The sequence below is a fragment of the Verrucosispora sp. WMMD703 genome (assembly GCF_049178935.1).
In the GTDB taxonomy this organism is placed as follows: domain Bacteria; phylum Actinomycetota; class Actinomycetes; order Mycobacteriales; family Micromonosporaceae; genus Micromonospora; species Micromonospora sediminimaris.
In genome coordinates this window covers 3,925,778-3,951,978 of the sequence record NZ_JBMHMM010000004.1, presented here as the reverse complement: position 1 = coordinate 3,951,978, position 26,201 = coordinate 3,925,778, and the positions used below count along the sequence as shown (strand labels likewise).

The following is a 26,201-nucleotide window of genomic DNA, read 5'->3' as shown; positions in this document are numbered from 1 at the left end:
TGCCCTGATGTCGGCCGGTGAGCTGGTCGTGGGGGCCTTCCGCAGGCTCGCTCCCCGGCCCTACGCCCGTGCCCGCGTGGTGCTGTTTCCGCACGGTGGGGGCAGCGCGAGCTACTACCGCCCGTGGCTCACAGCAGCGCCCTGGGACGTCGAGTTCCTCGCCGTGCAGTACCCAGGTCGGGAGGACCGGTTCGCCGAACCGGTCCCTGCGGACATGCGTGGTCTGGTCGACACCCTCGCGGCGGACCTGCCGTTGGCAGGGCCGCCGACACCGACCGTTCTGTTCGGGCACAGCATGGGCGCGGTCGTCGCGTACGAAGTGGCCCGCCGTCTCACGGCGGCGGGTGACCCGCCGGCGGCGCTTGTGGTGTCCGGGCATCCCGCGCCGCACCTGGCCAGACCGGGTCAGGTGCATCTCGGCAGCGACGACGAGCTGATCGAGGAGTTGCGCCGCACCGAGGCGACCCATCTGGACATCCTCGACGACCCGGTGCTCATTCAGGCGTTTCTTCCGGTCATCCGGTCCGACTATCGCCTGAGCGAGACCTACCGGCCGCTGCCCGGTGTGCGGCTGCGGGCACCGGTCACCGTGCTCTACGGCGACCGGGATCCGGAGGTCACCGTCGCCGAGGCCACCGGCTGGCACGACGCCACCGACGGCGCGTGTGAGCTCCACGTCTTCCCTGGCGGTCACTTCTACCTGGACGAGCACCGTGACGCGGTGGTCGAGCTTCTCACGGCGCGCGCCCGCGCGGTCTCCGCCACGTCGGCGGTGCCGTGGCCGTCCACCCCCTGACCCGGACCGACGAGCATCGCGCACGACACGAGTGGAATGAGGACGATATGTGTGGTATTGCCGGCTGGGTATCGTTCGACGCCGACCTGACGCGCCAGCGGGAAACGCTCGACGCGATGACCGAGACCATGGCCTGCCGGGGGCCGGACGACCGAGGGACGTTCGTGCGTACGCACGCCGCGCTGGGACACCGGCGCCTCGCGGTCATCGATCTGCCTGGCGGCGTGCAGCCGATGAGCGTGGGTACGCCCGCCGGTGAGGTGGCTCTGGTCTACTCGGGAGAGGTCTACAACTTCCGGGAGCTACGCGAACGGCTCACGGCGCTCGGGCACACCTTCCGGACCGAGAGCGACACCGAGGTCGTGCTTCACGGGTACCTGCAGTGGGCGGAGAGCGTCGTGGACCACCTGGAGGGCATGTACGCCTTCGCGGTCTGGGACGAGCGTGACCAGAAGCTGCTCCTCGTACGTGACCGGATGGGGATCAAGCCACTGTTCTACTACCCGACGCCGGACGGGGTCCTGTTCGGTTCCGAGCCCAAGGCGATTCTGGCGAACCCGCTGGCGCCCAAGGTGGTGGACACCGATGGGCTGCGTGAGCTGTTCGCCCAGACGAAGGCACCCGGGTGGGCGCTGTGGAAGGGCATGCACGAGGTATTGCCCGGGGCGTTGGTCACGGTGGACCGCGCCGGGATCAGGCAGCGCGTCTACTGGCGCCTGCGCGCGGTCGAGCACACCGACAGCCTCGACGACACCGTGGCCCGGATACGTGACCTGCTCACCGACGTGATCGACCACCAGCTGATCTCCGACGTGCCGCAGTGCGTCCTGCTCTCCGGCGGCCTGGACTCCAGCGCGATCACCTCCATCGCCGCGCAGCGGCTCGGTTTGCGGGGCGAGCAGGTGCGCAGCTTCTCGGTGGACTTCGTCGGCCAGGAGGACAACTTCGTACCCGACGAGATGCGCGACACCCCGGACTCGCCGTTCGTGCGCGACGTGGTGGCCCACGTCGGGTCGGCACACCGGGACGTGGTGCTCGACCCGGCCGAGCTGTCCGACCCCGCGGTGCGGCGCGCTGCCGTGGCCGCCCGCGACATCCCGAACGGCTTCGGCGATCTCGACCTGTCGTTGTACCTGCTGTTCAAGGCGATCCGGCAGCACTCCACTGTGGCGTTGTCCGGGGAGGCGGCGGACGAGGTGTTCGCCGGGTACCCGTGGTTCCATCACGAGGCGGCCCTGAACGCCGGCACGTTCCCGTGGATGACCGTGATCCCGCCGCTGACCCTGCCGGGCCGTACTGATCACATCGAGGCGGGACTGCGCGAGCGGCTCGACGTCGGCACCTACACGGCGGATCAGTACGCTGCGGCGCTCGCCGAGGTGGAGCACCTGGACGGGGAGTCCGCGGCGGAGCGACGCATGCGGATCGCCTGTCACCTGCACCTGACGCGGTTCGTGCGTGCCCTTCTCGACCGCAAGGACCGGCTGTCGATGGCGGTGGGGCTCGAGGTGCGGGTGCCGTTCTGCGACCACCGTCTCGTCGAGTACGTCTACAACACGCCCTGGTCGATGAAGGTCTCCGACGGCCGGGAGAAGAGCCTGCTGCGTCAGGCCGCCGCCCATGTACTGCCCCGGTCGGTGGTGGAGCGGGTCAAGAGCCCGTACCCGTCGACACAGAACCCGGCGTACGCGGGAATCCTCCAACAGCAGGTGAAAGAGCTGGTGGCCGACCGGGAAGCGAAGGTGTTCGCGTTGATCGACCGGAACTGGGCCCAACAGGCCGTGGCGCAGGACCCGACGGGGATGCCGGTGGCGATGCGTGGTGCCCTGGAGCGGGTGCTCGACCTGCACACCTGGTTGGATCTGCACTCGCCTCAGCTGCGGCTCTAGGCGCTCGCCAGAGGCCGACCGGGCGAGCTGTCCGCGGCGCGGCGGCTGGGCCGGGCACGCATTTCGGTGTGCGCGGTATGTCAGTAAGACATGATCATGTCTCACTGACATATCTGTGTCGCCGGCAGCCAGTTGACGGCCGACATTCCTGGGCGACCGCGCCGCCCGGGCCGCGCTATCAGGTTCGCAGGGCCGGGTACCAGCTGACGCTGAACTCCGCCGGCGAACCGTAGGGCGGGATGCACAGCGAGATGAACAGCTCCAACTGGCTCGGATCGACGGTGTCCTGCCGGTCCGGCCTCTTCGTGGCGGCCATGGGGGCGGTGTGCACTCCGGTGCGCTGCGGTTTGACTGAGCTGCGTGCCGGTAGCAGGCCGTCGATCATCGCTGCCAGTGCCCGTTGGTGGGTCTCCCGCGCGTTGAGTTCGGCCCATCGGTCGGCGATCGTCGCCAACCGTGGGTGTGTGTCGGCGGTCAGTTGGGCGATGACCTCGTCCTGGTGGGCGGTGCCGGGGTGAGCGCGGCGGCGGGAGTTGGCCACCCGGATGATCAGGTTCCCGACGATGTAGTACCAGATCGTGCGGTAGACGTGGTGTGCCTCGTCGGCGGAATGGCCGTAGTCGATCGCGGCGTCCAGCATCTCCTCCACGATCCACAGCGCCGAGGGGCCGATCAGGTTGTCGCTGGTCAACACCTCGACGATCCAGGGACGTTCGGCGAGGAGGTCGTAGAGCAGGACCGAAGCGGCGATCAGCCGTTCCCGGGGATCGGCGGGCAGGGCCGGCCGGGAGATGTCCCGGGCCTGCGACTCCATCACCTGGACCAGCAGTTCGTCCTTGTCGCGGATGTGGTGGTAGAGCGCCATCGGGGCGCTGCCCAGTTCGTTCGCCAGGCGGCGCATCGACAGCCGCTCTAGTCCTTCGTCCTGCAGGATCCGGGTCGCCGCGTCGACGATCGCTTCCAGAGACAGGCGTGGTGGTCGACCGACGCGCCGGCTGCGGGGTACATTTGCGGGCATTTTCCCATCCTTCAGCTGCGGCACCCTCCACGTTGCAGGGCGGCCGCCGGGTCGCGGGACCGGGCCCGGGCCGGACTTCCGGGGCCGGTGGGACGACCGTGTGCGGGCACGCGAGTCCGGCGACGGTGTGTTGTCCGGCCAGGGGCGGCACCCGACACGTGTGTTGTCGCGTACCGCCCCTGGCCGTCACCGAGTGGGCCGCTCATGACGTACCGGCCGTCGGTCAGACCGCCTTTTCCGGCACGTCGACCAGCTCGCGGTCGTCCTGCTCGGCCTGGGTCGCCGGGCTGACGCGGGGAAGCACGACGAGCGCGATGACGGCGGCGACGATCCAGAGCCCGGCGCCGAGGGTCAGGGCGAAGGCGTACCCGTCGCTGAGCGCGCTGGGCGTGCCCTCCTTGCCGGAGTACTCGAAGGCGGCGGTGCTGAGCGCGGCGAGCCCGAGCGCGGCACCGATCTGACGGGAGCTGTTCAACAGGCTGGACGCCGTGCCGGTCTCGTGCTGAGCGACCCCGTGCGTGGCGGTGGAGACCATCGGCCCGAGGCAGAGCCCGAAGCCGACACTGGCGATCACCGACGGGACGAGGACGTCAGCGAGGAACGAGCCGTCGGAGTCGATCATGCCGAACCCGGCGAATCCGACCGCGCTGACCAGTGCGCCGGCGATCATCAGGGTGCGGGCGGGCACCTTGTAGCCGAGCTTGATGGCGATGACGGAGCCGACGACCACGCCGATCGCCAGTGGCAGGAACTTCAGCCCGGTCTCCGCCGGGCTGGTGCCGAGCACCCGCTGTAGATAGAGCGAGACGAAGTAGAAGGCCGAGGCCATGGTGGCGCCGAAGATGAGGTTGTAGGTGTTGGCGCCCGCGACCGAGCGGTTGGCCAACAGCCCGACCCGGACCAGGGGATCACGGGTGGTGGTCCGCTCGACGTAGACGAACGCGACGAGCAGCACGATGGCCGCCGCCAGGGTGCTGAGGGTGACCATCGAACTCCACGCGTACCGGTCCGTACGGACGATGCCGAGCACCAGCAGCGTCATGCCGCCGGTGGCCAGGAGAGCGCCAAGCACGTCCGGCCGGCCTTCGGGCGCGACCGGCAGATCCCTGGCGATGCCACGCCAGGTCAGGACCATGGCGAGCGCGGCCATCGGAGCGCTGACCCACATCACCCACTCCCAGCCGGCGTACTCGGTGAGCACGCCGCCGATCAGAACGCCGAGGGCGCCGCCCGCGGCATTCATCGCTGCCCACACGCCGAACGCCTTCACCCGGGCCTTGCCGCTCGGGAAGGTCGCGGTCAGCAACGCCAGCGCGGCGGGCGCCAGCATGGCGGCCCCGACACCCTGTGCGACGCGGGCAGCCACCAGGTGGCCCGGTACGTCGGCGAAACCGCCCGCGAGGGAGGCGATGCCGAAGACGACAAGCCCGATGAGCAGGATCCGCTTGTGGCCGTACCGGTCGGCGATCTTGCCGCCGAGCAGGAGCAGCCCACCGAAGGCCAGGGCGTAGGCGTGGATCACCCAGGTCAGGCCCAGTTCGCTGAAGCCGAGGCTCTCGGCGATCTCCGGGAGACCGAGGTTCACGACTGACAGGTCCAGCGAAACCATGAACTGCACGACGGCCACCGCGGCCAGGGTGAGCCCTGGCCGGGCACCCCGGTCGAGTGCTGATTGTCCGTTGACTAATGCCTTGTTCGTCACCGCAAAACCGGTCCTCTGTCGTAGTGACGGGTAGCGTCCGACTTTTCGAACGCGTTCTGAAATTAACATCGGCCGTGGGCCGCTGTCTAGCGCGTCACGTGGAAGCAACCCGGTTGGTGGAGGGGGCATGATGGGGCGGTGCCCCAAGTCAATGCGCCGCGACTCAAAGCAGGCAGACCGCCGACGACATCTCGCGCCCAGATCCTGGCCGCCGCGCGTGGCCTCATCGATCGCAACGGGTGGGAGAGACTGACCATCCGCAAGCTGGCCGCCGAGATCGGCGTGGGGGCGACGACCCTCTACCATCACGTACAGGACAAAGAGGACCTTCTGTTCCTCTTGATCAATGAGTACGGAGAGCAGGTCTCCCACCCCGGTCTGCCGGAGGAACCGCAGGAACGCGTCATCGCCGCGGCCGCCACGATCCACGACGCGCTGGCGGCCTGGCCGTGGGCCGCCGAGGTCCTCACCACCGACGGATTCATCGCCCGGCTGGGCGACTCGCCCCTGGGGCTGGTCGAGGCGGTCGTGGCCGGCGCCATCGACTACGGCTGCACCCCCGACCACGCCGTCTACGTCTTCCGCAGCATCTGGTACTACACGGTCGGGGAGATTCTCGTCCGATCACACACCGCGCGTCGGGGTGGCGGCGACGGGGGGAACCACCGAGGCGCGTTCTTCGGCAACATCGACCCCGAGAAACTGCCGCATCTCGCGGCGCTCGGTGACCGCTGGGCGGTGCTGGCGCCGCGCGACACCTATGTCGACGGCCTCCGCGCCCTCGTCGACGGGCTGCTCGCCCAAGGGGTCCAGGCCGAGTCGTAGGCGCGTCGGGTTGGGCGTCACGGCCCGCCGATCCGGCGGGCACCCCGGGGAGGTACGCGAACGTGCCCTCCCCGGAGTGCCGGCGGTGTCAGGCGACCGTGCAGGACGCCCCGTTGAGGGTGAACGAGCTGGGTCTTGCGGCGTTACCGGTGTGGGTGGCCTGGAAGCCGATCGTCAACGATCCGTTGGCGGGGATGCTGGCGTTGTACGAGACGTTCCTCGCCGTCACCTGTCCCGAGGTGGGGGAGTAGGTGGCGTTCCAGCCGCCGGTGATGTTCTGACCACCGGGCAGGGTGAACTCCAGTGACCAGCCGTTGATCGCGCTGGTGCCGGTGTTGGTGATGGTGATGTTCTCGGTGAGCCCGTTGTTCCACGCGTTGACGGCGACGGCAACCCGGCAGGCGGCGGGGCCCGGCGGCGGGGTGGTCGGGTTCGGCGGCGGCGTGGTCGGGTTCGGCGGCGGGGTGGTGGGGTTCGGCGGTGGCGTGGTCGGGTTCGGCGGCGGGGTGGTCGGGTTCGGGTTGGTCAGGCCGAAGAACTGGACGGCTGCCGCGGCCATGCCGCCGGAGGGCAGGCTGTGGCCGGCGCCCTGGATGCTGTACGCCTCGACCTGGACGGTGCCGCTGGTGTCGGCGAATCGGCGGCGGTTCCAGTTGGCCTGCGGCGTGTCGGTGGAGGTGGGCGTCTGGCTGAGCCCGAACACGTTGGTCCACTGCTCGACGGCTTCCTGCAGCAGTGAGAACGGCACGAGCGTGTCGTTGGTGCCGTGCCACAGCTGCACCCGGGGACGCGGACCGGAGTAACCCGGGTATGCCTGGCGCACCGCGTCACCCCACTGCTGTGGGGTCCGGTTCATGTTGCCGCCGGTGCACTGGCTGCTCCCGGGTGGGTAGTCCGCAGCGTTGGCGAAGCAGTTGAACGGCACCCCCATGAACGCGGCACCGGCCTTGAACACGTCGGGGTAGAGGGCCAACATGTGGTTGGTCATCATCCCGCCGGACGAACTGCCCGTCGCGTAGACCCGGTCGGGGTCGGCGTTGTGCTGCTGTTGCGCGTACCGGATCATCGACATGATGGAGACCGGGTCGCTGCCGCCGCCGCGGCGCTTGGCGGCATCCGACCAGACGTCGAAGCAGTTGCCGAAGCCGGCCTGCTGGGTGGCGGACGGGTAGATCACGATGAAGCCGTACCGGTCGGCCTGGCTGGCGAACTCGCTACCGGAGTAGAAGCCGGGGCCTGAGCCGCCGCAGCCGTGCATTGCCACCACCGTCGCCGGCCTGGCCGGGCGGTTGTCCGGCACGTAGATGTGCATGCGCATCCGGCCGGGGTTGTCGCCGAAGCTGGTCACCTCGGTCAGCGAGGCCGCGTACGCCGGACTGAACGTGGGGGCCACCAGGCCGGCCGCGACCAGCGACACGGCCATGCCGAGCAGTAATTTCCTTCTGATTTTCACGGACGACTCCTTCGAACGCCTGCTCGCAGGCTGGGATCGATCTGCACGTTTGTGCTCGCGGGTGCGCCCAACTCCCCGCAGTGATCACGGCGTGTCCACCTCTGGCTTGCCCTGCCCGGCTCCGTGTGGCGTCGTGTAGCAGATATTGTTCTCCTGGGCCCAGGAAGTGTCAATCGACGCGCCTCGATCAACTGTGGCCCGCTTCTCGGCCGGGCCGCCGGACTGACGCATCGGCGTCCATCTACAGTCGATACCCCGTACCCGAGTCGAGTCCGGAGCGCCTGTGACTAGCCCGTTCCACATCGAGGAGATCTATTCCGACGACGGGAGCAACTCGCTCCGGATGCCGCGGCGACAGGTGGGCAACTCGCCCCAGGGTTTCGCGATGACGCTGCTGGCGGACTACACCCTGCGGACCCGCGCCGCGCTGCCCTCCGCCGCCATCGTCGCGCTGCTCACCGAGTCCGGGGTGACCACCGCCGGTGCCCGTACCGCGATCAGCCGGCTGGCCCGCCGTGGGGTGCTCGAAGGCAGTCGGCACGGACGCCGCAGCTCGTACCGGCTCAGCCGGGCGGCCGCCGCCAACCTCTCCAGCGGAGGCAACTGGATCCTCACCTCCACCACCGTCGCGGCGCCCTGGGACGGGTGCTGGACGATCGTTGCCTTCTCGCTGCCACAGGATCGCAACGCCCAGCGGCGGGCGCTGCGCAGCCAACTCCGCTGGCTCGGATACGCGCCGCTCTACGACGGCCTGTGGATCTCGCCGTACGAACTGACGACGCGGGCGCGGGCACAGCTCGAACAGCTGACCCTCGGCACCGTCACGGTGTTTCGGGGCCGCCAGAACGTGCTGGGTTCGATAAGTGATCGTGCCCCCATCGAGGCATGGGACATCGACGCCATCACCCGGCACTACGCGGAGTTCCTGGACCGTTGGACATCGCTGCTGCCACTGGTCAGCTCCGGGCAGGTCGACGGCGCCGCGGCGGTCCGAGCGCGTACCGAGGTGATGGACACCTTCCGCCGCTTTCCCACCCTCGACCCGCAGCTACCGGTGGAACTGCTGCCGCCCGGCTGGCTCAGGCAGCCGGCGCGGGAGCTGTTCGCGGCCGTGTACGACGGTCTCGCGCGCCCCGCCGAGCAGCACGTCCGAGCGGTCGTCGGGCGATTCACCGACAGCGCGCCGCTCGGCATCCGCGCCCACACCACCGCCGACCTGATCGCCGGAGTGCGCGACGACGCCGGTGCCAGCCCGACTGAAGCCGGGCAGGACGGCGAGTGGCAGAGTCCGGACCCGGCCGCCCACTGCGACGAGTTGACCGCCCGGGCCCCGGCTGAGCTGACCGCGCGGGCCCCGGCAGAGCTGACCTGACGAGCCGGTGGCCAGGACCCGACCGTCAGGCCGGCGGGCGTCGCGCGCTGTGGCTCATGCCGCCGCGACGCGCGGCAGCGTCGCGGTGACCGTCCAGCCTCGATCGAGGTTCGGCCCGGCGTCGACCGAGCCGCCGAGCAGTTGGGCCCGTTCGCGCATTCCGATCAGCCCGAAGCCGGTGGGCCCGAAGGCCCGTGGACCAGGAACCTCTCCGTCGTCGCTGACCCGTAGCTGCACCACCTCGTCGTCGCAGGCGACGCGCACCACGATGCGTGTCGCGTGTCGGGCGTGCCGGCGGGCGTTGGTGACCGATTCCTGGGCCAGCCGGTAGATCGCGGTGGCCACCGGCGTGGGCAACCCGTCGAGGTCACCGGAGAACTCCACCTCGACCGCCGGGCCCTGAGCGGAGCGGCCGGCCAGGTGTTCGAGGTCGGCGATGCGTGGGGCTGGCGTCCGGTCGGCCGGCTCGTCGCGGCGTAACACCCGCACCATCGCGCGCATCTCGACAAGCGCCCGGGTCGCCTCGGCCTCGATGATCCGCAACGCGTCGGCGGCAGCGGCCGGTTGCGTGTCGAGTACGGCCAGCCCGGCCTGGGCCCGGATCGCCATCGCGGACACGTGATGGGCGACGGTGTCGTGCAGATCGCGGGCCAGTCGCTCCCGCTCCAGCAGCTTCACCTGCTCGAACTCGCGTTGGCGGGCACGGGCCCGGTAACGCAGCGCGGCGCCGAGCGCGAGCGCGGCCGAGACCACCCCGGCCCCGGCCAGCGCGTCGCCCGGACCGAGGTGACCGGCCGCCGCCGACAGCGCGATCTTCGCGGCGACGATTGCCGCTCCGAGGGCCGCCGCACGCCCCGAGCCCCACCGCGACAGCGAGTACACCAGGATCAGCAGGTAGGCCAGCGTGTGCAGGCTGAGATCGCCGCCGACCACGGCCTCGCCGACGGCGCACACCGGGAAGGCGACCGCGGCCATGAGCAACGGCCTGGTCCGTCGCCAGAGCAGCACCGGGGCGAGGCCGACGCCGATCAGGACCGGCACGAACGCCGGCGCCGGCAGATTCGAGCGTACGAGCCCCTCCAGCAGGGCCGTCGCCACGAACACGCCGACCAGCAGCCAGTCCCGCCATCCGCGCGGCGGACCCGCCGGGCGCGGCTCGTGCCACCACGCTCGCAGCAGCTCCCGCACCACCCGATCGTACGGGCGGCCGAACCTCGACCACCAGTGGCGACAGCGCCGCCGTCGCCGCGCCGCCGGCACGGTCATCCACCGTGGCCAGTGGGGCAACGCCTGACCGAGTTGTCCCGGCTCCGGCAGGCCGAACGGCCCTGCCGCGCAGCCTCTCCCGGGGATCAGATGAGAGCGGACGTACCCGAGGAGGGGCTATGACACCTACGGACACCAGAGTCGACCTGGACCCGATCGACGTACGGTTTCGTGCCGGAGAGGCGTACGAGATCCGGGTACGCGATCACCGGCTGCTCGCCGACCAACCGGTCGACGCGGGTGGTGCGGACACCGCGCCCAGCCCCACGGAGCTCTTCGCCGCCTCGCTCGCCGCCTGCGTCGCGTTCTACGCCGGGCGTTACCTGACCCGGCACGGGCACGGCCGTGCCGGCCTGACGGTGAGCGCGTCGTTCGAGATGGCCACCGACCGGCCGGCCCGCGTCGCGGCCATCCGGATCACCGTACGACCGCCGACCGACCTGCCGCCGGAGAAGTGGCCCGCGTTGCGTGCCGTGGCGAGCCACTGCACGGTGCACAACACACTGCTCAACGCGCCCGAGATCGAGGTCGACATCGGGTGAGCCGGCGACGGTCCGGCACCGGCGACGCCGATGAGTCGACGGCGGCACGGCACTGACGCCGCCGACAACGATCGGGCCGATAGTTGATGGTCACCGATGGCTGTCGCTGTGACACTCCCCGTGGGGAGGCGAGATGACAGCCAGCCGAGAGGTGGGATTCGGGCCCGATCCGGTGCTGGTGGGCCGGGCAGCCGAGCTGGAGTCGCTGGACAGCGCGGTGGCCACCGTGCGCGCCGGGCGATCCGTGGCGGTCGAGGTGTGCGGCGAGGCGGGCCTGGGCAAGACCAGCATCCTCCGCGAGTTGGCACGGCGGGCCACCGACGCCGGGCTGCTGGTCCGCCTCGGCCGGGCCACCCAGTACGAGCAGGGGGTGCCGTTCGGGCTCTACGCCGAGATGGTGGAGGCGGCCGGCAGCGGGCCGGACGACGCGGCGCAGCCGTCGGTGCCGGCGGCGGTGCGGCGGATGCTCACCCGGGTGCCGGAGCCGGGTGCCGCACTGCTGCTCGACGACGTGCACTGGGCCGACTCGGCGTCGCTGGAGCTGACCGAGCATCTGATCGGCAACCCCCCGCCCGTGCCGATGCTGCTCGCCGTGACGTTTCGCAGCGCCTGCCCGCCGGCACGGCTGGTCAACGCCATCGCGCGGCTCGGTCCGGCGGCCACCCTCATCGACCTTCCGCCGTTGGACGTGGCAAGCCTGGACATTTTGCTGGCCGGCGTGCCACGTCGCCGCCGGGAGCTGATCCTGCGGGCCAGTCTCGGCAACCCGCTGTACATCCAGGCGCTGTCCCGGCTCGACGACACCGAACTGGACGGTCTGGTGTCCCTGGCTCGGCGGCACGACCCGGTCGACGCCGACTGCCTCGCCGGATCGCGACGGTCCGTGCTGGCCGGGCTCGCCGCCGAGATCACCGCCCAGCAGCTGTCGGTGCAGCGGGTCGCCCACATCGCCGCGGTGGTCGGCGACCACACCACGATCGACCTCGTCGGGCACGTCGCCGGCCTGCCGATGCCCGTGGTCACCGCTGCGGTCGACCAGCTCGGGCGGCTCGGGTTGCTCGACGCGGACGGCGGTCGGCTGCGCTACCGGCATCCGTTGATGCGGGCCTCGGCGTACGCCTTGACCGGTGCGGCCTGGCGGTTTGAGGCGCACACCCGCACCGCCGGCTATCTGCGCGGCCGGCGGGCGTCCCGGCAGTTGGTGGCCCACCACACGGAACGGTCCGCCCGCCATGGCGACGAGACCGCCGTGGCCACGCTTGTCGACGCGGGTGTCGCGTTCGCGCACGAGGCCCCCGCCCAGGCGGCCCGCTGGCTCGGTACCGCGCTGCGCATCATGCCGGACATGGGTGCGCACGACGAGCGGCGTGCCGAGGTGGCGATGTGGTACGCCCGGGCCCTCGGCCGCAGCGGCGAGTTGGCCCACAGTCGCGAGGTGCTCCAGCGGCTGCGTCGCGCCGAGGGGCCGGTGCAGCGGCGGGCCGAGACGTTCAGCGTGGCGGTGGCCCGGCAGCTCGGCGACTTCGCCGAGGCGGCCGCGACGCTCGGCACGCAGCTCGGGCGGGGCGGGCTCGACCCGGTCGAGGAGGCGAAGCTGCACGTGGAACTGGCGGCCGTGGACGCGTTCCGGGAGGAGCCGACCTCGGCGGTGCACCACGCGCAGCGGGCCCTTGAGCTGCTGGACGAGCGCCGGTCGGTGCTCGTGGCGGCGGCGCTGACGTTGCGGGCGCTGGCCACCCTGTACCTCGGCTGCGCCAGGTCGGCGCGCGAGCAGCTCGCTGCCGCCGTCGTCGCCGTGGACGCCACCGGCGACGCGGACCTGCGCCCGTACGTCGAGATCGTCTCACCGCTGGCGCTGGTGGAGATCCAGTTGGGCAACTTCGCCGACGCCGACCGACATCTCGCGCGGGCGAGACGGATCCTGGACGGCCTCGGGCCGAGCAGTGCCTCGCCGTACCTGCTCGTCATGGAGTCGCTTGTGCACACCCGCGCTGGCCGGCTCGCCCGTGCGGTGCGGGCCGCGGAGGAGGCGCGGGCCGCTGCCGAGCGGGTGGGCAGCACGGAGATGGCCGCGATGGCGGCGGTGGTCCGGCTACGCCCGGTGTTGTGGACCGCCGGCCCGGCTGCGGCCCTCGACACCGCCGGCCCCGCCTCGGCTCACCTCGACGCCGACCTGAGCGGTGCAGGGCCCGAGGTGGCGGTCGGGCAGCCACGGTCCCGGGCGTGGTGGCGGATAAACCGGGTGGAGCTGGCGCTGGCCAGGGCGGTCGCGGGCGACTGGGGTGGCGGCGCCGACCTGCTCATCGAGCCGGCGGCACCGCCGTCGAGACATCCACCGGTGCTGGTGGCGCGGGACCTGGTCGCGGCCGTCGCCGCCGTCGGGCGAGGTGACCACACCACCGCCAGGCAGGTCGGTGAGCGGGCGGAACGCCGGGCGACGGCCGCCGGTCTGCCGTACGAGATCGGACTGGCCCGGTTCGCCCGGGCCTTCACCGCGTACCGGATGGCGGACCCGGAACGGGCGACGATGCTGGCGGAGAGCGCGGCGGCCTGCTTCGCGGCGGCCGGAACGCCGATGGAGGCAGCGTTGTCCTGCCACCTCGCCGGTGCCGCGTACCTCGTCGCGGGCCGGCCCGGCCCCGGCGCCGCGGCACTCGACCGCGCCGAGACCGGTTACCGGGCCTGCGGCGCCGGCTGGGCCGCATCCGTGCTCGCCGGACATCGTGCCGCCGGCCCGGCCCGTGCCGGACGACCGGGCGGTGATGCCGTCCTCACCGCCCGGGAGCGGGAGATCGCCGGCCTGGCGACGACCGGCCTGAGCAACAAGGAGATCGCCGCGCGGCTCTACCTCAGCCCACGGACCATCGAGTCCCACCTGAACCGGGTCTTCGCCAAGCTCCAGGTCCACTCCCGCACCGCGATGGCCCGCCGGCTCACCGAGGTTCCCGGCGACCACGGGCCAGCTGCGTAGCCGCTTGCGTAGTTTCACGGATCCGCTCCACTGGCGCGCTTTGCCACCCTGCCGGTACCCGATTCTGCGAGACGTGAGGGGTGATGATCGTGGACGGAAAGCGCCGGTTCCGGCACCGGACCGCCATCGCGTGGTGGTCGCTACGGCGACGTTCCTGGGCGGCGGCCGTGCCGATGCTGATGGTGGTCGGTCTGCTGACCACGGTTCAACCGGCGATGGCCGCCCCGACCGGCTCGACGATCGCGCCGGCCCAGCCGGAGAACGCGTCGACCGAGGCCTGGGAGCCACGACCCACGCTGCCCGGACCGGTGGTGGTGCCGCGTAAGGGCACCCGGCCGGCGCCGTTCACCAGCCGGACCGCACCGGTCAGTCCCAAGGCCCTGCCGGGGCAGGAGAAGGCGACCGGGAACGGGCTGCGGGCCGACGCCGGGTCCGCGGTCCGCAGCCGGACCGCCGGCGCCGGTCAGGACGCGGACTGGTACTGCCAGGAGCAGGTGGCGCGCCGGACGTCGGTCAACGCCGACGCCGACAACTACTCCGCGACCGTCGAGTATCTCGCCGAGCTGAGCTGCAACTTCTACCTCGACTACGCGTACGGTGTCGCCGGTGTCGTCGACCGCACTCCCGGCTACGACGGCACGTTGCTGTACGTGGGCTCGCCGTTCGCCTTCAACCGGTACTACTACGGGGCCACCAGCGGCGGCGTCCGGATCCCCGGTGACTTCTACGACGGTGGCCGCCAGGTGGAGATCCTCTTCGAGCTCTACCTGCTGGCGCCGGTCGGTTCCGCCTGGGGCGCCTGCGGCCCGCTGCCGGGCCTGCGCTACCTGCTCTGCGAGGGGCTCGGCACGGATCTGCTGCACATCGTGTTGGGCACCGGAACGTTCGACAGTGGACTGGCGGCGCCGGTGATTCGCTTTACCGCGCTGGGTGACTCCTACTCCGCCGGCACGGGGGCGCCGCCGTACCTGGGCCCGCCGAACCCCGGGATCTGCCGTCGCGCCAACGCCACCTACTCGATGCAGGTCCAGGGCGACCGCTTCCGCGGTCTGCCGATCGACCGGACGAACCTCAAGGCGTGTCACGGCGCGCGGATCAACGACCTGACCAACCGGCAGAGCCTGGAGGAGTTCGCCCAGGTCGACTACGTGAAGCCGTACACGAGGCTGGTGACGGTCACGATCGGTGGCAACGACCTCGGCTTCGCCGCGAAGCTGCGCGACTGCGCGCTGTCGGACTGCGGCGGTGCCCCACTGGTCACCCCGGCGGAGCTACAGGCCACCCAGACCCGGCTGGTCTCGCTCTACCAGAACATCCTTTCCCGGATGCGGTCCGACGCCGTGCTGGCGGTGCTGAGCTACCCGGCTTTCCTGCCGGTGCCGGGGGTGGACCCACTGCCCACGAGTAGCGGATGCTTCGGTACGAACGCCACCATCGACACCGCCGAACTCACCCGCATCGCCGAGGCCACGGCCCAGGCCCGTGACATGATCGCCGCAGCCGTCCGGGCGACCGGTGACGGGCGGATCGTCTTCGTGGACGCCTACGACGTGTTCCAGGGCCACCGCGTGTGCAGCGGTGATCCGTGGTCGAACGGGTTCGTGGTCGCCGACCCGGAGGATTCCTTCCACCCCAACGCCCGCGGCTACCGGGCCATGGCCGACCGGCTGCGCCAGGTGCTGGGCATCACCCTGTGACGTGACGCCGGCAGGGGCACCCGGTGCCCCTGCCGGCATCACCGTGGCGGCCGGTTGCCGGCCGCCTCACGTGGTCGCCAGGGCCTCGGTGGGGGAGAGGCGGGAGGCACGGATCGCCGGATACAGGCCGGCCAAGCCGCCGATGAGCAGCGTCGCGAGCACACCCCCGATCGTCGCCCACGCCGGGACCACTGTCGGCCAGCCCTGGGAGAGCGCGTACCCGGAGGTCACCAGGATGCCCAGCAGCACCCCGCCGGCTCCGCCGAGGGCTGACAGCAGCAGCGATTCGGCGAGGAACTGGGTGCGGATCTGCCCCCGGGTGGCACCCAGCGAGCGGCGCAGCCCGATCTCCGAGCGCCGCTCCAGCACCGAAATGACCATGGTGTTGGCCACTCCGACGCCACCGACGAGCAGGGCCACCGCGCCCAGCCCCAGCAGCAGCGCGGTGAACGTCTCGTCAGTGGCCTGGGCGGCGGCCAACGCGTCCGAGGGGCGGGAGACGTCGACCTCGTTGGGTGCCTCCGGATTGGCGGTCGCCCCGAGCACCGCGCGGACCGCCTCGACCTGGTCGGCTTCGGTCCGGGTGTAGACGGTGGTCGGGTGACCGTCGAAGCCCAGGTGGTTCGCGGCGACGGCCCAGCCGACCAGGGCCGAGTTGTCCAGCTCCGGTGCCAGCGGTGCCGGAGCGAGGATGCCCACCACGGTGAACCAGCGACCACCGAGCCACACCTGCACGTCCGGGCCGGCGGCACCCAGCCCGAGCCGCTCGGCGGTGGTCGCGCCGAGCACCACCGCCGGGTACCGGGCGGTGGCCTCGTTCAGCCAGGTGCCGCTGGCCACCTCGCCGCCGACGGTGTCCAGGAGCCCGAGCCGGGTCGCCCGTACCGCGATGCCGCCGGTCTCCGCCTGCGGGATCCGGTCGGTGCGGTAGACCTTGGCGTCGGCGATCTGACCGGTGGCCGCCACCTGCGTCACCGGACCGATCCGGCCGATCATCGCCACCGAGTCCGCAGGTAGTTGGGCGTCCGCACCGAAGAGGGTCCGGCCCGGTGACACGGTGAGCAGGTTGGTGCCGAGCGCGGCCAGGGTACGGTCCAGCTCGGCGCGCGAGGACGACGAGATGCCGACCACGGAGATCATCGCGGCGATACCGATGGCGATGCCCAGCGCGGAGAGGAAGGCCCGCAGCGGACGGGTCCGGAGCCCGACGCCGCCTACCCGCACCACGTCGGCGGCGGGCATCCGGGCCGGCGTGAGCTGCGCGCCCGGCCGGTTCTGCAAGGTCACCGACATGTCAGCTCACCCCGCTCGACACGAGCCGCGAGTCCGCGCAGATCCGCCCGTCGCGCATCCGCACCTGCCGCGGCAGGGCGGCGGCGATCTCCCGGTCGTGGGTGATCACGACAACTGTGGTCCCGGCCCGGTGCAGCTCGTGCAGCAGGTCGAGCACGGCCGCGCCGGAGCCGGTGTCGAGGTTGCCGGTCGGCTCGTCGGCGAGCAGCACGGCGGGCTCACCGACGACCGCACGGGCCACCGCGACCCGTTGCCGTTCGCCGCCGGAGAGTTCGTGCGGCCGGTGCCCGAGCCGGTGCCCGAGACCGACCCGATCCAGCGCGGCCTCCGCCCGCCGCCGCCGCTCCCGGCGGGGTACGCCGGCATAGAGCAGTCCGTCCGCCACGTTGTCCACCACCGGTACGCCCGGGGCCAGGTGGAACTGCTGGAACACGAAGCCGATCCGGGTGGCGCGCAACGCGGAGAGTTGCCGGTCGGACAGCTGCGCCACCTCGTGACCGTCGATCACCACCGTGCCCGAGGTCGGCTCGTCCAGCGTGCCGATCACGTTGAGCATCGTCGACTTGCCGGAACCGGACGGGCCGACGATGGCCACCAACTCGCCGTACCCGATGCGCAGCGACACCTCGGCGAGCGCGACCACATCGTCGCCGTACCGCTTGCCGACCTGGCCGAGCACGACCACGTCCCCGCTCACCGGGGCATCCCGACGGTGGTGCCCTCGACGATTCCGTCGCCGGTGATCTCGACCCGACCGTCGGCGAACAGTCCGGTGGTGACCGCGACGATCCGGCTGGTTCCGTCTTCGAGAACCTCCAGGCCGTAACCGCCCTCGGCGAGCGCCAGCAGCGCGGCCACCGGCACGGTCAGCACGTCCACACGCTCGCTGACCGTGAAGGTGACCTCGGCGGACGCCCGGTCGAATTCGGCCAGTGCCGACTGATCCTCGACCGCGATCGTCACCTCGATCTTCGTCTCGGCGCTGGTGTCGCCACCGGCGTCCGCAGAACCGTTGCGGATCACCGTCTCGACGGTGTCGATCTTCCCGGCCACCTGCCGGCCGTCGGGCAGGGTGACCTGCACCGTCGTGCCACGTTCGGCGAGACGCTGGTCGTCGACGTCGAGTTCGGCGGTGACCAGCCGGCTGGTGCCGGTGTAGGTGAGCACCGCCTGCCCCGGCTGGATGGCCGCGCCCACGTCCAGTTGGTGACCCTCCACCCGGACGGCACCGTCGGCGAAGACGATGCGACCCAGCTCGACGCGGCCGTTCTCCGGCACGCCGAGGTCGTCCTGCCAGGCACGGACCGCCTCGGCGGTGGCCCAGGTGTACGCGTCGTCGACGGTGAAGCCGGAGTAACCGAGGGTTTCCAGGTTTCGCTCCAACTGCTTGACGTCCGCACCCTCGACGCCGGGTCGCAGCGTCCGGTAGGCGGGCAGCCGTCCGTACAACAGGACCACCGGGTCGTTGTCGACGGCGTAGAGGGCCTTGCCGCGCGCCACGGTGGCGCCGGTGTCGGGCAGTGCGGTGAGCGTGCCGGGCAGCCGGCTGGTAGCGGTCCGGCTGGGCCCGTATCCCAGCTCCCCGTCGATGGTCTCGGCGTCGGCGAGGGTGTGTCGGGTGACGGCGGCGCTGCCGGGCGTGGCGGTGCGGGCCTCGACCGAGCCGTCGCCGGAGCCACCACCGAAGCCGACCGCCGCGGCCACCCCGGCTCCGGCGACGAGGATCAGCGCCGCGCCACCGGCGGCGGGCAGGCGGGTGCGACGGGTCACCGGCCGCCCCCGAACTGCGGGGCGTGCTGACGGCACGCCTCCAAGGCGGAGCGGAACGCCGGGTCGTCCGGGTCGATTCCCAGGGCGTCCCGCTGGATCTGGATGCGGCCGTCCGCTGCCGGGTCCGGGAAGTCGGGCACACCGTTCTCGCGCATGCACCGGGCCATCACTCGCATCTGTTCGAGCTGTTCGGCGTCGAGCTGCGCCGCCTGCCCACCGTTGGGCAACAGGTGGCGGCACTTCTCCATGGCGGCCTCGACCTGCTTCGGGTCGACACTGCCGTCGAACCGGAACATCGGTCCGTTGCCGGCCTCCGGGTCGGGCATCTCCACCCCGTTCTCCCGCATGCAGCGGGCGAATTCCAGCCTTCGTTCGGCGTCGCTGCCGGCGGCATCGTCTCCGGCGGTGGAGGCGGTGGGCGCGGCGGCGCCGCCGGCGGTGGCCACCCCGGTACGGTCGCCGTCCTGGCCGGCGCACCCGGCGAGCGCCAGGATCAGCAGTACGGGAAGCGTGAGTGTGCTCCGTCGCATCGTCGGTGTCCTCTCCGGTGTCCGACGACGGTCGCCGGACACCGGACCAGTGCATCCGCGGTGACGTATCGCGGGCGTAACCGATCACGTTTACGGCGGCGTTATCTGCGGTCGCGGCACCATGGACCGGTGCGAGTGCTGGTGGTCGAGGATGAGGACGTGTTGGCCGACGCCATCGCGGAGTGGCTGCGCCGGGAGGCGTTCGCGGTCGACGTCGCGTACGACGGCGATGCCGCGTTGGAACGGCTCGGGGTGAACGAGTACGCGGTGGTGGTGCTCGACCGGGACCTGCCGGTGGTGCACGGCGACGACGTGTGCCGGGCGATCGTGGACTCCGGGGGTGACACCCGGGTGCTGATGCTCACCGCGGCCGCGGCGGTACGTGACCGGGTGGCCGGCCTCGCCCTGGGCGCCGATGACTACCTGGTGAAGCCGTTCGCGCTTGTGGAGTTGGCCGCCCGGGTGCACGCGCTGACCCGGCGGGCCCGGCCCGCCGCGCCACCGACGTTGCGCCGGGCGGGCCTCGCGGTGGACCCGGGCCGCCGCGAGGTGTACCGCGACGGTCGGTACGTGTCGCTGTCGCGCAAGGAGTTCGCGGTGCTGGCCGAGTTGCTGCGTGCCGACGGTGCGGTGGTCTCCGCCGAGGAACTGCTGGAGCGGGCGTGGGACGAGCACATCGATCCGTTCACCAACGTGGTCCGGGTCACCGTGATGAAGCTGCGGCGCAAGCTCGGCGATCCTCCGGTGATCGAGACCGTGCCCGGCACGGGGTACACGATCCGGTGAAGCGACTGACTCTGCGGGCCCGCCTCACCCTGGTCTACGGCGGTCTTCTCCTGCTCGCCGGCATCGTTCTGCTCGGCGTCACGTACGTGCTGGTGGACCAGCGGATGCCGCAGCCGATGCGCGCCGAGTTGCCGGACAGCGCCACCGTGGTGACCCGGATGCCGACGTCGATGGAGGACCTCGACAAGATCCGCATGTTGATCCAGGACGTGCAGAGCGAGGCCAAGCGCTCCGCCCTGGAGTCGCTGCTCACCCAGGGCGGCCTCGCGCTGGTGGTGGTCTCGGCGGCGGCCGTGGTGATCGGTTGGCTGGTCGCCGGCCGGGCGCTGCAACCACTGCACCAGATCACCGGGACGGCCCGCCGGATCGCCGGGGCCGACTCCGCCGGACGTGGTCTGCACGAACGGATCGCGTTGACCGGCCCCCGCGACGAGGTGCGGGAGTTGGCCGACACGTTCGACCAGATGCTGGAGCGGCTGGACCGGTCCTTCGACGGCCAACGCCGGTTCGTGGCGAACGCCTCCCACGAGTTGCGTACGCCGCTGGCGTTGAACCGGGCGCTTGTGGAGCTGGCGGTCAGCCGACCGGACGCCCCGGACGAGGTTCGTCGGCTCGGTGAAGCGTTGCTGTCGGTGAACGAACGGCACGAGCGGCTGATCGACGGTCTGCTCACCCTCGCCGACTCGGAGAGTGAGGTGACCGAGCGCGCGGTGGTCGACCTCGCCGAGATCGCCGCCCACGTGGTCGAGCAGGTTACGCCTGGGCACCCCGGTGTTGCGGTGCACCGTTCGTTGGAACCGGTCCGCACGGTCGGCGACCCGGTGCTGCTGGAGCGGCTGGTGTTCAACCTGGTGGAGAACGCCCTGCGGCACAACGTGCCGGCGGGCGGCTGGGTGCGGGTGCGTACCGGGCAGGTGGCCGGGCGTCCCACGCTGGTCGTGGTCAACACCGGTCCGGTGATCCCGAGCTACGACGTGGAGACGATGTTCCAGCCGTTTCGGCGGCTCAGCCGGGAGCGGGTCGCCGGCACGCGGGGCTTCGGGCTCGGGCTGTCGATCGTGCGGGCGGTGGCCCGGGCCCACGGCGGCGTCGCCGAGGCTGAACCACGCCCCGACGGCGGCCTGACCGTGACGGTGACACTGCCGTCGTCCACGCCGTGACGGTGATGTCGCCGGTCGTGCCGTTGCGGTGATGTCGGCGCGTCGGCTCGCGGGGTGATGTCGCTCAGCGGAGTCCGGACACCAGGCGGGCGACGTCCTCGGCGCAGCCGTAGGAGAGCGTCACGCCGGCGCCGCCGTGTCCGTAGCAGTGAACCACCGGACCACGACCGGTGACCTCGACCTCCAGCCGAACGCTCGGACGGCCGGGTCGTAGTCCGACCCGGTGGCCGAGGATCCGCGCGTCGCGCAGCGCGGGTACGAGTTCGGCGCAGCGGTCGACGATGCCGCTGGCCGTGTCCGCCCGAACGGTCAGGTCCTCGTCGCCGTCGTCGGCGGTGCCACCGAGCAGCACCGTGTCACCCCGGGGTACGACGTAACGCAGGTGCGCCGGATCGGACTGGTCGAGAACCCACTCGCGCAGGCCGAACTGGGCGACGACGACCACCTGCCCCCGCACCGGAGAGAGGTGTACGTCACCGACCAGTTCCCTGGACCCGAGCCCGGTGCAGTTGACCACGGCATCCACGCCCACGAAGGCGTCGGCCAGCTTCTCGTACCGCCCGGCGCGGACCGTCACCCCGGCGGCGGTCGCCTCGCCGAGCAGCCAGGGCAGGTGGACCGCCATGTCCGCCACCGGGACGGTCAGCTCGAAACCGTCGGCGTAGCCGGTCGGTAGTCGTTCGGCGGCGACCCGGGCCAGGTCCGGCACCGCGTCCCGCCACCACGGCTCGGCGGCGGGCCGACGGAACAGCTCCCGACCCAGGCGCATCCGTACGCCGGTGCGCCGATCGGCGGCCAGGCCACGCAGGGTGGTGTAGGTGGACGCCGACCAACGGGTCACCTCCGCCGCCGGATACGCGCGGTAGGGATACCAGAGTGCCGCCGCGGTCGCCGATGTCGTGTCGTCGCCCGTCCGGGCGGCAACCACATCGACGTCATGGCCGTCGCGTGCCAGGCGCAGCGCACTCGTCAGACCGACGACGCCGGCACCGACCACCCGGACCCTCATGCCTGGAGATCACACCACAGGGACACCGTGCTGGACAGCGCCGGCCAGGTCGTCGGAGCGTGGCTTGGACAGGCGGACGCTGTCCGGTGGGATGTCGCCGGTGGCGGTGCGGGTGTAACCGGCGCGCTCGTACCGGCTGATGTTGCGGACACTGCGGTGGCCGGTGAAGAGGGTGCAGTGCGTGGTCTGCTCGGGCGCCTGTCCTTCGGCGTACGACAGCAGCCAGGAGCCGATGCCGTTGCCCGCCTGGTCGGGCGCCACCATCAGGCGACCGATGAGCCAGGCGCGCTCCTGCGCCCGGGCACGCACCGCAGCGACGAGGCGGCCGTCGCGGCGTACGCACCACCACCGCCAGGTCTCCAGCGACGCCCGCAACTCGTCGATCGTCTCCCGCAGCGGCGCCAGGTCGAGGGTGTCGTTGACGATGGCCTCCTGGACCCAGCAGCACCGCTGCAGGACGAGCAGCTCCGCCAGATCGCCGGCCTGGGCTTCACCGAGCGTGAGACCGGGGACCGGCCCGTGGCCGGCCGTCGGGTCGGTCCCGGCGCGCAACGGACGCAGCACGCGGGCCACCCGGCTCAGCTCGCTCAGCACCGCGCGGGCGGCCCCGTCGAGCGCTGTGGACCCGGTCACCCGGTCGTCGTGGACGCTGTCCGCGATGCGCAGGGCGACAGTGGCTCCGATGGGCATCATCCGCAGCGTCGTGACGACCTGCTTCGCCATCTGCGCGGATCGGGTGCCGGCGGAGGTGTTGCCGTAGCTGACGAAGGCCACCGGCTTCCACGCCCACTCGTGGTAGAGGAAGTCGAAGGCGTTCTTCAGCGCCGCCGGCATGCCGAAGTTGTACTCGGGCGTCACCACCACGAAGGCGTCGGCCGCGGCGACGGTGCGGCTCCACCGGCGGGTGTGCTCGTGCCGGTAGCTGCCGTGGGCGGGATGTTCGGGCTCGTCGAGCAGGGGCAGCGCGACGTCGGCCAGATCAGCGACGTCGACCGTTATCGCGTCGGACGCGGCAGCCGGGCGGACGGTCCGGACGAACCAGTCGGTGATCGCGGGTCCGAGCCGGCCGGGTCGGGTGCTGGCGGTGATGACGAGGACACGAAGGTCGCCGGAGCTATTCGATGACATGTCAACGACCATAGGCGTACTTTCAATGACGTGTCAATGACATGTAGGGTGGCGGACATGGAGACGGCTTGGCTGAGTGCGGAGGAGGAGCAGGCGTGGCGGGCCTTCCGGCGGCTGCTCATCGCCCTACCCGCCCGGATCGGCCGCGACCTGGCACGCGACTCGGGGCTCTCCGCCGCGGACTACGAGGTGCTGAGCACGCTGTCGGAGAAGCCCGATCGTCGGTGGCCGCTGCGTGAGCTGGCCGCCAAGATGGAGTGGTCACGCAGCCGCCTGTCCCACCACGCCGCCCGGATGCAGGCACGGGGGCTCATCGACAAGGAGCCGGACCCGCAGGACGCCCGTGGTTGTCTCCTGCACCTGACCGACGACGGCTTCGCCATCCTCGAACAGGCCGCCCCGCACCACGTCGTCTCGGTACGCTCCCGTTTCCTGGAGCACGTGAGCGCCGACGAACTCGCCGTGCTGCGCAAGCTCTCGACCCGGATCGCCGACCTACCCGACTGACTCCGGCGACTCGACGTGACCGGGGCGGTGACCGCCGCGAGGTGCCCGGCGGCGCGACGACCGGCCCGGCCGCCCAGAGTGGCGGTCGGCGGCCGAGCGCACCACCATGGCCGGTGGGTGCCGGCACCGGCACCCACGGAAACCAGCGCGGGAGAGTGGCAGCAGTGAGTTCATCCGAGAGGTCCACGTCGACGGTCCGCCAGTTGCGGCTCGTAGTGCAGGCCGACGACTACGACGCGGCGGTGCGTTTCTATCGCGACGTGCTCGGCCTGCCCGAGCAGGCCGCGTTCTCCGGCGCGGACGATGCCCAGGTGGTGATCCTGGACGCCGGACGGGCCACGCTGGAGATCGCCAACCCGGCGCAGAAACGCATGATCGACGACGTGGAGGTGGGACGTCAGGTCGCCCCGCGCATCCGGGTGGCGTTCGAGGTGGACGACACCGCCGCGACCACCGACCGGCTGGTCGCGGCCGGCGCCGAGCAGGTGGCACCACCCACCACCACGCCGTGGCAGTCGGTCAACGCCCGCCTCGACGCCCCGGCCGGCCTGCACATCACCGTGTTTCAGGAGCTGCGTACGCTCGACGAGCGCGCCGCGCTCGACGGATTCGGCACCGACGCGGCCGGTTCCTCACCCACTGGCGACGACGTGGGCCGGTGACCGGACGTCCGGGCCGCCGGCACCGTGCTCAGTCGGCGGCCGGCTTCGGGGTGCCGCAGAGTCTGGTGCCGGGCGGAATGACCTCCTCGTCGCTGTGGATGACGTACGGCGGCGGCCCCAGCTTGCCGGACGGGTCGATCGGCTTGACGTTGATCAGGCTGAGGAACTTGTTGATCACGTTCACCACCGGGGCCAGGATCGTGTATCCGACGCCGTACGAGGCTCGGACGCCGATGCCCACTCCCCGGCAGACCGCCAGCGGAGCGCCGAGCGCCGATCCGATTGTCGTCCCGTACGCGGTGGACACCTCGAAGAACAGGCCGGCCTTGAGCACGAACGCGCTGAAACCGACGTCGAACCGGACCTGATGCTCGATGAGCAGGCCCATCACCCCGACCGGAACGCCAGTCAGCGAGTTGATCAGGCTCTCCTTGCGCTTGAAGTTCTTGCTGACCTGGGGGCCGAACGTGCCGTTGGCGTAGCCGTAGCCGAGCGAGCCGGCGAGGGAGAACTCACCCTTGCCCTTGATCGTCCCCGCCTTCGCGCCGAAGGCGGTGGTGACCTTCACCGTCTGGCTGACGGTCAACGCCAGCGGTACGCCGAGCACCGTGCCCATCGGGATGCTGAAGTCCACCGGGATGGGAAGCACCGTCCTGATGTTCTGCCCGTCCCGGAGACCAGCCTCGAACGAGTAGCGGATGCCGAAGCCGCCGCTGATCGACAGCTCCGCCCGGGTCACCGAACCGCCCTTGATGTTCAGGTGGAAGTCCGCTTCCGGCTTGGCGAAGGTCAGTGCGGCCCGTCCGGACAATTTCGTACCGTTGCGGTGGTAGTGGAAGCTGACCTCCGCGCCGTCGTTGAGGCTGACGCCGGTGGAGAAGTTGGCGACGACCGTCCTGACCTCGCCACCGCCACGGCTCGGCGGCGGCTGGTTCGGTCGGGGCGGTGGCGGGGCGAGCCGCAGCGGCCCGGCCCGGCCGGCGCGGCCGGTGGGTGTGGCGACCAGGGCGCCGGCCTCCTCCTCGGACATCGCCCAGATCGGCTCACCGGCCTGGTAGACGACCGGGTTCTCAATGGCGATGCCGCGCTGTTCCAGAGTGCCGTCGCGGATCACATCGGTCACGCTGACCGGGCCGATCGTGACGAGCAGGTCGCCCCCGTCGCGCTGCACGTCGAGCACCCGGCCGACGCCACGTCCGGTGACGAACATGACCTTCCCGGGCGTCAGGTCTTCGGCACGGGAGGCGTCGCCGTCGATCCGCCAGGTCAACCCGTCGGCGGTGACCGACCGGACCGAGCGGCCCCCACCGCCGACGAGCACCACATCCGGCTGGTACGTCAGGTCGGGATGCGGCACCGGCGCCATGCCGTAGCGCAGCGCGGACTCGCTGTACGGGTCCTCGGCGGCGGTTGGATCGCCCGAGGACCGACCGCCACACCCTGTCGTTGCCAGCGCGAGGACCACGGTGAGGACAGCCGAGACAACCTTGCGCACCGGGACTCCTCGTCGGATCGGGACGGCGCCACCCACCGGCACCCGGAGACCGGAGTTGCGGCTTCAGGCGCGGTCAGACCAGCGCGTACCGGGGCGGGCCATGAATCGACCCTAGACAGCGCCGGAGGCGAGGGAATCAGGGATTTCCCCACGCCTCGACGGCACCGGCGGGAAACCCGGTCCACGTCCGCACGGGACGGCGCGTACACTTCCGGCATCTGGCCGTGCTCGGTTCGCGGCCCCGGCGTTCGAGGCGGTGGAGATGGATCGGGTGCTCGGCACCGTCCGCCGCTCGCGCCTGCGACGACGATAGTCGTCCCGCTCACCCGC

Annotated in this window: 22 protein-coding genes; 11 read left to right on the top strand and 11 right to left on the bottom strand. The window is 71.4% G+C overall.

Translation table 11 applies throughout. From position 1 onward, the window contains the following. The first annotated feature begins 7 nt into the window (after positions 1 to 7). Positions 8 to 796, top strand: coding sequence for a thioesterase II family protein (locus ACN26Z_RS18645; protein ID WP_421462590.1), 789 nt, complete (start codon positions 8 to 10; stop codon positions 794 to 796). Positions 797 to 843: 47 nt separating this feature from the next. Further along, positions 844 to 2,685 (top strand): asparagine synthase (glutamine-hydrolyzing), encoded by a 1,842-nt coding sequence (gene asnB / locus ACN26Z_RS18640; protein WP_093406786.1) that lies wholly within the window; start codon positions 844 to 846, stop codon positions 2,683 to 2,685. A gap of 178 nt (positions 2,686 to 2,863) precedes the next feature. Here the strand turns inward: asnB and ACN26Z_RS18635 are convergent, their stop codons facing one another. After that, on the bottom strand, positions 2,864 to 3,703 hold the full coding sequence (locus ACN26Z_RS18635; protein ID WP_421462589.1) for a TetR/AcrR family transcriptional regulator: 840 nt from the start codon (positions 3,701 to 3,703) through the stop codon (positions 2,864 to 2,866). A 223-nt stretch (positions 3,704 to 3,926) separates the two neighbouring features. Then, positions 3,927 to 5,330 carry an MFS transporter gene (locus tag ACN26Z_RS18630; protein WP_198413194.1) on the bottom strand — a complete coding sequence of 468 codons (1,404 nt, stop codon included), beginning with the start codon at positions 5,328 to 5,330 and terminating at the stop codon, positions 3,927 to 3,929. Between the two features lie 213 nt (positions 5,331 to 5,543). On the opposite strand from ACN26Z_RS18630, the gene ACN26Z_RS18625 reads away from it, so the two are divergent. Further along, the gene (locus tag ACN26Z_RS18625; protein ID WP_093406783.1) at positions 5,544 to 6,230 is read left to right on the top strand and encodes a TetR/AcrR family transcriptional regulator; all 687 of its coding nucleotides are present in this window, start codon (positions 5,544 to 5,546) and stop codon (positions 6,228 to 6,230) included. An 88-nt stretch (positions 6,231 to 6,318) separates the two neighbouring features. Here the strand turns inward: ACN26Z_RS18625 and ACN26Z_RS18620 are convergent, their stop codons facing one another. Continuing rightward, positions 6,319 to 7,683 carry a PHB depolymerase family esterase gene (locus ACN26Z_RS18620; protein WP_421462588.1) on the bottom strand — a complete coding sequence of 455 codons (1,365 nt, stop codon included), beginning with the start codon at positions 7,681 to 7,683 and terminating at the stop codon, positions 6,319 to 6,321. Between the two features lie 283 nt (positions 7,684 to 7,966). On the opposite strand from ACN26Z_RS18620, the gene ACN26Z_RS18615 reads away from it, so the two are divergent. Then, on the top strand, positions 7,967 to 9,055 hold the full coding sequence (locus ACN26Z_RS18615) for a PaaX family transcriptional regulator C-terminal domain-containing protein (RefSeq protein WP_282238187.1): 1,089 nt from the start codon (positions 7,967 to 7,969) through the stop codon (positions 9,053 to 9,055). Between the two features lie 54 nt (positions 9,056 to 9,109). On the opposite strand, the gene ACN26Z_RS18610 is transcribed toward ACN26Z_RS18615, so the two are convergent. Further along, positions 9,110 to 10,243, bottom strand: a complete 1,134-nt coding sequence (locus ACN26Z_RS18610) for a sensor histidine kinase (protein WP_421462587.1) — start codon at positions 10,241 to 10,243, stop codon at positions 9,110 to 9,112. 197 nt (positions 10,244 to 10,440) lie between these two features. Between ACN26Z_RS18610 and ACN26Z_RS18605 the strand changes: the two genes are divergently transcribed. From ACN26Z_RS18605 to ACN26Z_RS18595, 3 genes are all read left to right on the top strand, one after another. Next, on the top strand, positions 10,441 to 10,863 hold the full coding sequence (locus ACN26Z_RS18605) for an OsmC family protein (protein WP_421462586.1): 423 nt from the start codon (positions 10,441 to 10,443) through the stop codon (positions 10,861 to 10,863). A gap of 133 nt (positions 10,864 to 10,996) precedes the next feature. Then, on the top strand, positions 10,997 to 13,834 hold the full coding sequence (locus ACN26Z_RS18600; RefSeq protein WP_421462585.1) for a helix-turn-helix transcriptional regulator: 2,838 nt from the start codon (positions 10,997 to 10,999) through the stop codon (positions 13,832 to 13,834). Between the two features lie 89 nt (positions 13,835 to 13,923). Further along, on the top strand, positions 13,924 to 15,531 hold the full coding sequence (locus tag ACN26Z_RS18595) for an SGNH/GDSL hydrolase family protein (protein ID WP_421462584.1): 1,608 nt from the start codon (positions 13,924 to 13,926) through the stop codon (positions 15,529 to 15,531). Between the two features lie 66 nt (positions 15,532 to 15,597). Here ACN26Z_RS18595 and ACN26Z_RS18590 read toward each other — a convergent pair whose 3' ends face one another. Genes ACN26Z_RS18590 through ACN26Z_RS18575 form a run of 4 tightly spaced genes read right to left on the bottom strand, consistent with a single transcriptional unit; the run spans position 15,598 to position 19,124 of the window. Continuing rightward, complete coding sequence (locus ACN26Z_RS18590) at positions 15,598 to 16,824, bottom strand: ABC transporter permease (protein WP_421462583.1); 1,227 nt, start codon at positions 16,822 to 16,824, stop codon at positions 15,598 to 15,600. A gap of 1 nt (position 16,825) precedes the next feature. Beyond that, positions 16,826 to 17,521, bottom strand: a complete 696-nt coding sequence (locus tag ACN26Z_RS18585) for an ABC transporter ATP-binding protein (RefSeq protein ID WP_421462582.1) — start codon at positions 17,519 to 17,521, stop codon at positions 16,826 to 16,828. Further along, positions 17,518 to 18,594 carry a peptidoglycan-binding protein gene (locus tag ACN26Z_RS18580; protein WP_421462581.1) on the bottom strand — a complete coding sequence of 359 codons (1,077 nt, stop codon included), beginning with the start codon at positions 18,592 to 18,594 and terminating at the stop codon, positions 17,518 to 17,520. Before ACN26Z_RS18580 ends, ACN26Z_RS18585 begins: the two co-directional genes overlap by 4 nt. After that, positions 18,591 to 19,124, bottom strand: a complete 534-nt coding sequence (locus tag ACN26Z_RS18575; RefSeq protein WP_282238195.1) for a hypothetical protein — start codon at positions 19,122 to 19,124, stop codon at positions 18,591 to 18,593. The genes ACN26Z_RS18580 and ACN26Z_RS18575 overlap by 4 nt, the downstream gene beginning before the upstream one ends. A gap of 129 nt (positions 19,125 to 19,253) precedes the next feature. Here ACN26Z_RS18575 and ACN26Z_RS18570 point away from each other — a divergent pair, with 129 nt between their 5' ends. Next, positions 19,254 to 19,910, top strand: a complete 657-nt coding sequence (locus ACN26Z_RS18570) for a response regulator transcription factor (protein ID WP_282238196.1) — start codon at positions 19,254 to 19,256, stop codon at positions 19,908 to 19,910. Next, entirely contained in the window at positions 19,907 to 21,070 is a 1,164-nt protein-coding gene (locus ACN26Z_RS18565; protein WP_093406757.1) for a sensor histidine kinase, read from the top strand. Before ACN26Z_RS18570 ends, ACN26Z_RS18565 begins: the two co-directional genes overlap by 4 nt. Positions 21,071 to 21,134: 64 nt before the next feature. Here the strand turns inward: ACN26Z_RS18565 and ACN26Z_RS18560 are convergent, their stop codons facing one another. Continuing rightward, positions 21,135 to 22,079 carry an FAD-dependent oxidoreductase gene (locus ACN26Z_RS18560; protein ID WP_282238198.1) on the bottom strand — a complete coding sequence of 315 codons (945 nt, stop codon included), beginning with the start codon at positions 22,077 to 22,079 and terminating at the stop codon, positions 21,135 to 21,137. A 9-nt stretch (positions 22,080 to 22,088) separates the two neighbouring features. Beyond that, entirely contained in the window at positions 22,089 to 23,207 is a 1,119-nt protein-coding gene (locus tag ACN26Z_RS18555; protein WP_421462580.1) for a GNAT family N-acetyltransferase, read from the bottom strand. A gap of 57 nt (positions 23,208 to 23,264) precedes the next feature. Here ACN26Z_RS18555 and ACN26Z_RS18550 point away from each other — a divergent pair, with 57 nt between their 5' ends. Together ACN26Z_RS18550 and ACN26Z_RS18545 are read left to right on the top strand one after the other, a co-directional pair. After that, on the top strand, positions 23,265 to 23,714 hold the full coding sequence (locus ACN26Z_RS18550; RefSeq protein ID WP_421462579.1) for a MarR family winged helix-turn-helix transcriptional regulator: 450 nt from the start codon (positions 23,265 to 23,267) through the stop codon (positions 23,712 to 23,714). A 164-nt stretch (positions 23,715 to 23,878) separates the two neighbouring features. Further along, the gene (locus tag ACN26Z_RS18545) at positions 23,879 to 24,376 is read left to right on the top strand and encodes a VOC family protein (protein WP_282238201.1); all 498 of its coding nucleotides are present in this window, start codon (positions 23,879 to 23,881) and stop codon (positions 24,374 to 24,376) included. 28 nt (positions 24,377 to 24,404) lie between these two features. Here ACN26Z_RS18545 and ACN26Z_RS18540 read toward each other — a convergent pair whose 3' ends face one another. Next, entirely contained in the window at positions 24,405 to 25,871 is a 1,467-nt protein-coding gene (locus ACN26Z_RS18540) for a hypothetical protein (RefSeq protein WP_421462578.1), read from the bottom strand. Between the last annotated feature and the right edge of the window lie 330 nt (positions 25,872 to 26,201).

What these genes read in the sequence shown, in the direction of transcription:
- ACN26Z_RS18600 (WP_421462585.1), top strand. Translation starts at nt 10,997, where the DNA reads ATGACAGCCAGCCGAGAGGTGGGATTCGGGCCCGATCCGGTGCTGGTG.
- ACN26Z_RS18560 (WP_282238198.1), bottom strand. Translation starts at nt 22,079, where the DNA reads ATGAGGGTCCGGGTGGTCGGTGCCGGCGTCGTCGGTCTGACGAGTGCG.
- ACN26Z_RS18645 (WP_421462590.1), top strand. Translation starts at nt 8, where the DNA reads ATGTCGGCCGGTGAGCTGGTCGTGGGGGCCTTCCGCAGGCTCGCTCCC.
- ACN26Z_RS18605 (WP_421462586.1), top strand. Translation starts at nt 10,441, where the DNA reads ATGACACCTACGGACACCAGAGTCGACCTGGACCCGATCGACGTACGG.
- ACN26Z_RS18590 (WP_421462583.1), bottom strand. Translation starts at nt 16,824, where the DNA reads ATGTCGGTGACCTTGCAGAACCGGCCGGGCGCGCAGCTCACGCCGGCC.
- asnB (WP_093406786.1), top strand. Translation starts at nt 844, where the DNA reads ATGTGTGGTATTGCCGGCTGGGTATCGTTCGACGCCGACCTGACGCGC.
- ACN26Z_RS18635 (WP_421462589.1), bottom strand. Translation starts at nt 3,703, where the DNA reads ATGCCCGCAAATGTACCCCGCAGCCGGCGCGTCGGTCGACCACCACGC.
- ACN26Z_RS18575 (WP_282238195.1), bottom strand. Translation starts at nt 19,124, where the DNA reads ATGCGACGGAGCACACTCACGCTTCCCGTACTGCTGATCCTGGCGCTC.
- ACN26Z_RS18555 (WP_421462580.1), bottom strand. Translation starts at nt 23,207, where the DNA reads ATGTCATCGAATAGCTCCGGCGACCTTCGTGTCCTCGTCATCACCGCC.
- ACN26Z_RS18550 (WP_421462579.1), top strand. Translation starts at nt 23,265, where the DNA reads ATGGAGACGGCTTGGCTGAGTGCGGAGGAGGAGCAGGCGTGGCGGGCC.